General features: G+C 66.7%; 4 protein-coding genes. All 4 read left to right on the top strand.

Features of this window, described 5'->3' with window-relative positions:
- The first annotated feature begins 3 nt into the window (after positions 1-3).
- Positions 4-894 (top strand): alpha/beta hydrolase-fold protein, encoded by an 891-nt coding sequence (locus WB785_RS12250; protein WP_424079477.1) that lies wholly within the window; start codon positions 4-6, stop codon positions 892-894.
- Positions 895-1,040: 146 nt separating this feature from the next.
- Positions 1,041-2,063: a cutinase family protein gene (locus WB785_RS12245; RefSeq protein WP_424079473.1), complete on the top strand. Its 1,023-nt coding sequence runs from the start codon at positions 1,041-1,043 to the stop codon at positions 2,061-2,063.
- A gap of 248 nt (positions 2,064-2,311) precedes the next feature.
- Positions 2,312-4,204, top strand: coding sequence for a long-chain-fatty-acid--AMP ligase FadD32 (gene fadD32 / locus WB785_RS12240; protein ID WP_424079472.1), 1,893 nt, complete (start codon positions 2,312-2,314; stop codon positions 4,202-4,204).
- An 89-nt stretch (positions 4,205-4,293) separates the two neighbouring features.
- Positions 4,294-8,328 (top strand): polyketide synthase Pks13 (gene pks13 / locus WB785_RS12235; protein ID WP_424079475.1); only part of this gene is annotated, 4,035 nt, incomplete at its 3' end.

The raw sequence follows: 8,328 nt of genomic DNA, 5'->3' as shown, positions 1-8,328 counted from the left end.
ATTATGAGGAGTCTGTCCATGCTGCTACGGCTGCTCTGCTCCGCCGTGCTGACACTCGGGATCGCAGGCGCGGTCCACACTGGGTCGGCCCGCGCCGCAGGTTACGAGACACTGATGGTGCCGTCGGGGGCGATGGGTCGCGACATCCCGGTGGCCTTCCTGGGCGGCGGACCGCATATGGTTGTTCTGTTGGATGCGTTCAATGCCGCGCCCGATGTCAGCAACTGGGTGACCGCCGGTAACGCGATGAACACGCTGGCCGGTAAGGGCATCTCGGTGGCGGCCCCGGCCGGCGGCGCGTTCAGCATGTACACCAACTGGGAGCAGGACGGTAGTAAGCAGTGGGAGACGTTCCTGTCGCAGGAGTTACCGGACTGGCTGGCCGCCAACAAGGGGCTGGCTCCGGGTGGCCACGGGGTGGTCGGCGCATCGCAGGGTGGCTACGCGGCGATGGCCCTGTCCTGCTTCCACCCCGACCGGTACGGCTTCGCCGGTTCGCTGTCCGGCTTCCTGTACCCGTCGAACACCACCACAAATGGCGCGATCCTGGCCGGTATGCAGCAATTCGGCGGCGTCGACGGCAACGGCATGTGGGGAGCCCCGCAGCTGGGTCGGTGGAAGTGGCACGACCCGTGGGTGCACGCCGGGCTGCTCGCGCAGAACAACTCGCGGGTCTGGGTTTGGAGCCCGACGAACATGGGCGGCGATGCCGCCGCGATGATCGGCCAAGCGGGCGAGGCGATGGGTAACAGCCGGTTCTTCTACCAGCAGTACCGCAACAGTGGCGGCCACAACGGCCACTTCGACTTCCCCACCGGCGGCAGCAACGACTGGGGCTCGTGGGGCGCCCAGTTGGGCGCAATGTCGGGCGACATCGTCGGCGCGATCCGCTAGGTCGCCCACCCGCCTTTGCTGGCGGGCCGGCGAACCGGAGCCGGTGCCGCAACCCGGTACCGTGATAGAAGTGCAGCAGCCAATTTGAGGCTGCCGCTATCGAATGAGTCGCCTGTGCGACCGAATGATGCTGCTAGCAGGAGACCATGGCTGTTAATTCCCGGCGTAATTCTCGGCGCAAGCGCCACCGCACGCTGGCGTTGATCGCTGCCTGCGCGACGGCGCTGGTGGTGGCGCTGGTCATCTACGCGGTGGTCACCATCCTGCGGCAACCCAAGAACCCACCGAGCGCGGTGCCGCCCAGCATCGTCCCGCCGACCAGCAGCGCGGCCCGCCCCCACAAGCCGCGGCCGGCCTTCCAGGATGCCAGCTGCCCCGACGTGCAGCTGATCGCGGTGCCCGGCACCTGGGAGTCGTCGCTGCAGGACAATCCGCTCAACCCGGTCGATTTCCCGAAGGCGTTGTTGCTCAACGTCACCCGGCCGATCAGCCAGCAGTTCAACTCCAGCCGGGTCGAGACGTACACCGTCCCCTACACCGCGCAGTTCCACAACCCGCTGAGCGGCGACACCCAGATGTCCTACAACGACAGCCGGGCCGAGGGCACCCGCGCCGCGGTCAAGGCAATGACCGACATGAACGCCAAGTGCCCGTTGACCAGCTATGTGCTGGTCGGCTTCTCGCAGGGGGCGGTGATCGCCGGCGACATCGCCAGCGACGTCGGAAACGGCCGTGGACCCGTCGACGACGACCTGGTGCTCGGTGTGACGTTGATCGCTGACGGCCGTCGCCAGCAGGGGGTGGGTCAGGAGCTCGGACCCAATCCGCCGGGCGAGGGCGCGGAGATCACCCTGCAGGAGGTGCCGGTGTTATCCGGACTCGGGTTGACGATGACCGGCCCGCGGCCGGGCGGCTTCGGCACGCTGGGCAGCAAGACCAACGAGATCTGCGGGGCCGGTGACCTGATCTGCTCCGCGCCGCAGGACGCGTTCAGCCTGGCCAACTTGCCCAAGACGCTGGATGTGCTGGCCGGCGGCGCGGGCCAGCCGGTTCACGCGCTGTATGCGACCACCCAGTTCTGGAGTGTGGATGGGCAGCCGGCCACCGAATGGACATTGAATTGGGCGCACGACGAGGTCCAGAACGCGCCACACCCGAAACACGGGTAACGGGCCTTACGACACGGCCCGGCTGTGGTGGTCACAGTTGCGTCAAGCGGTACCTTCGGATTTGGTTCGCGGCGCACCGGCCACTAACATTAAGAGGAATTTAAGAACAGCTGTGGTCGGCCTAACGCGTCGATGCGTCGCGGATTGCAGAGCGGGCGAACGTGCGAAGTTCCGCTGGCCGACCCCGAGCCGTCGGTGCAGCCCATATAGATGTGAACCGACCTAGAACTGTGTGACAGGAGAGTGGCGTGGCCTACCACAACCCGTTCATCGTGGACGGCAAGATCAGGTTTCCGGAGAACACCGACCTGGTTCGTCACGTCGAGAAGTGGGCGCGGGTGCGTGGCGACAGTCTGGCCTACACGTTCCTCGACTTCTCCACTGAACGCGACGGTGTCGCCCGCGACATTTCATGGGCGGAGTTCGGCCGCCGCAACCGGGCCGTGGGTGCTCGGCTGCAGCAGGTCACCCAACCGGGCGATCGCGTCGCCATCTTGTGCCCGCAGAACCTGGACTACCTCGTCGCGTTCTTCGGCACCCTGTACGCCGGGCGGATCGCGGTGCCGCTGTTCGACCCGTCCGAGCCGGGCCACGTCGGCCGTCTGCATGCGGTGCTCGACGACTGCACCCCGTCGGCGATCTTGACCACCAGTGATTCCGCCGAGGGGGTGCGCAAGTTCTTTCGCAGCCGCCCGGCCAAGCAGCGGCCACGTGTCATCGCCGTCGACGCGGTGCCCGCAGAGGTCGCCTCCACCTGGGAGATCGTGCCGGCCGAGCATGACACCATTGCCTACTTGCAGTACACCTCCGGCTCCACCCGCACCCCGACCGGCGTCCAGATCACCCATCTGAACCTGCCGACCAACGTGGTCCAGGTGATCAATGCGATAGAGGGCGTGGAAGGTGACCGGGGTGTGAGCTGGCTGCCCTTCTTCCATGACATGGGCCTGATCACCACCTTGTTGTCGACGGTGGTCGGCTACCACTTCACCTTCATGACGCCCGCTGCTTTCGTGCGCCGGCCCGGCCGGTGGATCCGCGAGCTCGCCCGCAAGGACGGCGACACCGGCGGGACTATCTCCGCCGCACCCAACTTCGCCTTCGAACACGCTGCACTACGTGGGCTGCCCAAAGAGGGTGAGCCGCCGCTGGACCTGAGCAACGTCAAGGCGATCCTCAACGGCAGCGAGCCGGTGTCGGCGTCGTCGATCCGCAAGTTCAACGAAGCGTTCGGGCCCTACGGGTTCCAGGAGAAGGCGGTCAAGCCGTCCTACGGTCTGGCCGAGGCGACGCTGTTCGTCTCGACCACCCCGATGGCGGACAAGCCCAAGATCGTGCACGTCGACCGGGAAGCGCTGAACAAGAAGCGGTTCGTCGAGGTGGCCGCCGACGCGGAGAACGGTGTTGCGCAAGCCTCCGCCGGCAGGATCGGCGTCGACCAGTGGACGACCATCGTCGACCCCGAGACCGCCAGCGAGCTGCCGGACGGCCAGATCGGCGAGGTGTGGCTGCACGGCAACAACATGGGCGCCGGCTATTGGAACCGGGACGAAGAGACCACCGAGACTTTTAAAAACATCCTCAAGTCGCGCACCGACCCGTCGCACGCCGACGGGGCCCCCGATGACGGGCTGTGGGTGCGCACCGGCGACTACGGCACCTACCACGAGGGCGACCTGTACATCACTGGCCGGGTGAAGGACCTCGTCATCGTCGACGGCCGCAACCACTACCCGCAGGACCTGGAGTACTCGGCGCAGGAATCCAGCCGGGCGTTGCGAACCGGATACGTGGCCGCCTTCTCGGTGCCGCTGAACCAGCTACCCGCCGAGGTGTTCGACAACCCGCACGCCGGCCTGAAATACGACCCCGATGACACCTCCGAGCAGCTGGTGATCGTCAGCGAGCGGGCCACCGGTACGCACAAGCTCGACCACCAGCCGATCGCCGACGACATCCGCACGGCGATCGCCGTCCGGCACGGGGTGACCGTGCGCGACGTGCTGCTGGTGTCGTCCGGGTCGATCCCCCGGACCTCCAGCGGCAAGATCGGGCGCCGCGCCTGCCGCACCGCCTACCTGGACGGCAGCCTGCGCCGAGGCACCGCATCCCCGAACTCATTCCCCGACGAGGCTGACTGACAGCGAATATGACTGACTTAGACACCGATTCCCAACCATCTTCCGAGGCCGACGCCGCTGAGCCCGCCGGTAAACCCGCGCGCACGGACATGACGGTCGCCGAGGTGCGGCAGTGGCTGCGCAACTGGATCGGCAACGCGGTCGGGCAGTCACCCGACGGCATCGACGAAGCCACGCCGATGGTCGAATTGGGTCTGTCGTCGCGCGATGCGGTGGCGATGGCCGCCGACATCGAGGACCGCACCGGGGTCACGGTATCGATCGCGGCCGCCTTCGAGCATCCGACCATCGAATCGCTGGCCACCTGGATCGTCGAGGGCGACCCCTTCGAGGACGACGCGGCAGTCGACGACACCGACTGGACGCGCAGCGGGCCGATCGAGCGGGTCGACATCGCGGTAGTGGGCCTGGCCACCCGGTTGCCGGGCGACATGGATACCCCCGAGCAGACCTGGCAGGCGCTGCTGGAAGGTCGCGACGCGATCACCGATCTGCCCGAGGGCCGTTGGTCGGAATTCATGGAAGAGCCGCGGCTGGCCGAGCGCATCACCAAGGCCCGCACCCGCGGCGGCTACCTGAAAGACATCAAGGGCTTCGACTCCGAGTTCTTCGCGCTGTCCAAGACCGAAGCAGACAACATCGACCCGCAGCAGCGGATGGCGCTGGAGCTGACCTGGGAGGCGCTCGAGCACGCGCGCATCCCGGCGTCCAGCATGCGCGGCGAATCTGTCGGCGTCTACGTCGGCACCTCGGTCAACGACTACAGCTTCTTGGCGATGTCGGATCCGACCGTCGCCCACCCCTATGCGATCACCGGAACGGCGAGTTCGATTGTGGCCAACCGGGTTTCGTACTTCTACGACTTCCACGGCCCGTCGGTCGCGGTCGATACCGCCTGCTCGAGCTCGCTGGTTGCCACCCATCAGGCGGTGCAGGCGCTGCGTAGCGGCGAGTGCGACATGGCTGTCGCCGGTGGCGTCAACGCGTTGATCACCCCTGCGGTGACGCTCGGTTTCGACGAGATCGGCCAGGTGCTCTCGCCCGATGGCCGGATCAAATCGTTCTCGTCGGACGCCGACGGCTACACCCGTTCCGAGGGCGGCGCGATGCTGGTGCTCAAGCGGGTCGACGACGCGCGCCGCGACGGCGACCAGATCCTGGCCGTGATCGCCGGCAGCGCGGTCAACCACGACGGCCGGTCCAACGGTCTGATCGCTCCCAATCCGGACGCGCAGGCCGACGTGTTGCGCCGGGCCTACAAGGACGCCGGCATCAACCCCCGCACCATCGACTACGTCGAAGCTCACGGCACCGGCACGGTGCTCGGTGACCCGATCGAGGCTCAGGCGCTCGGCAGGGTGATCGGCCGTGGACGTCCGGCCGACAAGCCGGTCCTGCTCGGCGCGGTGAAAACCAATGTCGGACACATGGAGTCGGCGGCCGGCGCGGCCAGCCTGGTGAAAATGGTGCTCGCGCTTCAGCACGACAAGCTGCCGCCGTCGATCAACTACGCGGGACCCAACCCCTACATCGACTTCGACGCATCGCATCTGCGGGTGCTGGACACAGTCGCGGACTGGCCGCGCTACGGCGGGTATGCGGTCGCGGGTGTGTCGAGCTTCGGCTTCGGTGGCGCCAACGCGCATGTGGTGTTGCGTGAGGTGCTGCCGCGCGACGTCGTCGAGCGGGAACCCGAACCGCAGCCGGAAGTCGACAACAAGACCGCAGAGCAGCTGCCGGGCGAGTACGTCGGCGGGATGCGCTTCGACGAGTACGGCGAGTTCTTGGATGCCGGGGAGGACGGCACCACTGCGCCGAGCGTCGAGGAAGAACCCGAACTGCCCGGCATCACCGAAGAAGCATTGCGGCTCAAAGAGATCGCACTTGAAGAGCTTGCCGCCGAAGAGGTTCCGGTTCCTGTTGTTCCGCTGGCGGTGTCGGCGTTTTTGACGTCACGCAAGAAGATCGCCGCCGCGGAACTGGCCGACTGGATGGAAACCCCGGAGGGCCAAGCGTCGTCGTTGGAGTCGATCGGCCGGTCGCTGTCGCGGCGTAACCACGGCCGCTCCCGTGCCGTGGTGCTGGCCCACGACCACGACGAAGCCATCAAGGGCTTGCGCGCGATCGCCGACGGTAAGCAGAAGCCGAACGTTTTCAGCACCGACGGGCCGGTGACCAGCGGCCCGGTGTGGGCGATGGCCGGTTTCGGTGCGCAGCACCGCAAGATGGGCAAGAGCCTGTATCTGCGCAACGAGGTCTTCGCCGAGTGGATCGAGAAGGTCGACGCGCTGATCCAGGATGAGCGCGGCTACTCGGTGCTCGAGCTGATCCTCGACGACTCGCACGAGTACGGCATCGAAACCAGCAACGTGGTCATCTTCGCGATCCAGATCGCCCTGGGTGAGCTGCTCAAGCATCACGGGGCCAAACCCGCTGCGGTCGTTGGCCAGTCGCTGGGCGAGCCGGCCTCGGCCTACTTCTCCGGCGGGTTGTCACTGGCCGACGCCACCCGAGTGATCTGCTCGCGCTCGCATCTGATGGGTGAGGGCGAGGCGATGCTGTTCGGCGAATACATCCGGCTGATGGCGCTCGTCGAGTACTCCGCCGAAGAACTGAAGACCGTGTTCGGTGATTTCCCCGGTCTGGAGGTGTGCGTCTACGCCGCGCCTAGTCAGACGGTGATCGGCGGCCCGCCCGAGCAGATCGACGCGATCGTCGCCCGCTGCGAAGCCGAGGGCCGCTTCGCCCGCAAGCTTCAGACCAAGGGCGCCGGGCACACCTCGCAGATGGATCCGCTGCTCGGCGAGTTTTCCGCAGAGCTGCAGGGCATTTCGCCGCTGCGCCCGACCGCCGGCATCTTCTCCACCGTGCACGAGGGCACCTACATCAAGCCTGGTGGCGACCCGATCCACGATGTCGCGTACTGGGTCAAGGGCATGCGGCATTCGGTCTACTTCACCCACGGCGTCCGCAACGCCGTCGACAGCGGTTACACCACCTTCCTGGAGCTCGCGCCCAACCCGGTCGCGTTGATGCAGATCGGTCTGACCACCGCGGCCGCGGGATTGCCTGACGCGCAGCTGATCCCGACGCTGGCTCGCAAGCAGGATGACATCGAGGCGATGACGTCGGCGATGGCGCAGCTGTTCGTGTACGGGCACGACCTCGACATCCGCACGTTATTTGCGCCCGCGGGGCAGGCTCTAGGACCTGAGGATTTTGCGAACATCCCGCCGACCCGGTTCCGCCGCAAGGAACACTGGCTCAACGCGCACTTCTCCGGTGACGGGTCGGTGCTGATGCCCGGCACCCACGTGGCAATGCCCGATGGCCGGCACGTGTGGGAGTATGCGCCGCGCGAGGCAACTGACCTGGCGGCGTTGGTGAAAGCCGCTGCGGCACAAGTGCTTCCGGATGCCCAGCTCGTCGCGTCCGAGCAGCGGGCAGTGCCAGCCGAGAACGCCCGACTGGTCACCACGCTGACTCGCCACCCCGGCGGGGCAGCGGTTCAAATTCATGCCCGCATCGACGAATCCTTCACGCTGGTCTACGACGCGCTGGTATCGCGGGCCGGTCAAGCCTCAGTGTTACCGACGGCCGTTGGTGCCGGTGCCGCGATCGCGCAGACGGTGACTGCGACGGAGACACCGGTTGCCGAGCCGGCAGCCGACGAGTCCGAAGCGGCCGGCGCCGTGACCGACAGCCTGACTGCGCGTCAAGTGGGCGCTTTAGCCCGTTGGTCACCGGATTCCGGTGAGACCGTCGGCGAGCGGCTGGCCTCCATCGTGTCGATGGCGATGGGATACGAGCCCGAGGACCTGCCCTGGGAGGTGCCGCTGATCGAGCTCGGCCTGGATTCGATGATGGCCGTGCGGATCAAGAACCGCGTCGAGTATGACTTCGACCTGCCGCCGATTCAGCTGCAGGCGGTCCGCGACGCCAACCTTTACAACGTCGAGCAGCTGATCGTGTACGCGATCGAGCACCGCGACGAGGTGCAGGATCTGCACGAGCACCAGAAGACCCAGACGGCCGACGAGATCGCCAAGGAGCAGGCGGGGCTATTGTCCGGTGCGATACCGGCTTCGGTGACGCAAGCTGCCGATCCGCAGGCAGAACCGGAG

It is taken from the genome of Mycobacterium sp. (assembly GCF_049585075.1).
In the GTDB taxonomy this organism is placed as follows: Bacteria; Actinomycetota; Actinomycetes; order Mycobacteriales; family Mycobacteriaceae; genus Mycobacterium.
This window is presented reverse-complemented; position numbering and strand designations above follow the sequence as displayed.

Coding starts and splice junctions, on each gene's coding strand:
- WB785_RS12245 (WP_424079473.1), top strand. CDS start 1,041: ATGGCTGTTAATTCCCGGCGTAATTCTCGGCGCAAGCGCCACCGCACG.
- WB785_RS12250 (WP_424079477.1), top strand. CDS start 4: ATGAGGAGTCTGTCCATGCTGCTACGGCTGCTCTGCTCCGCCGTGCTG.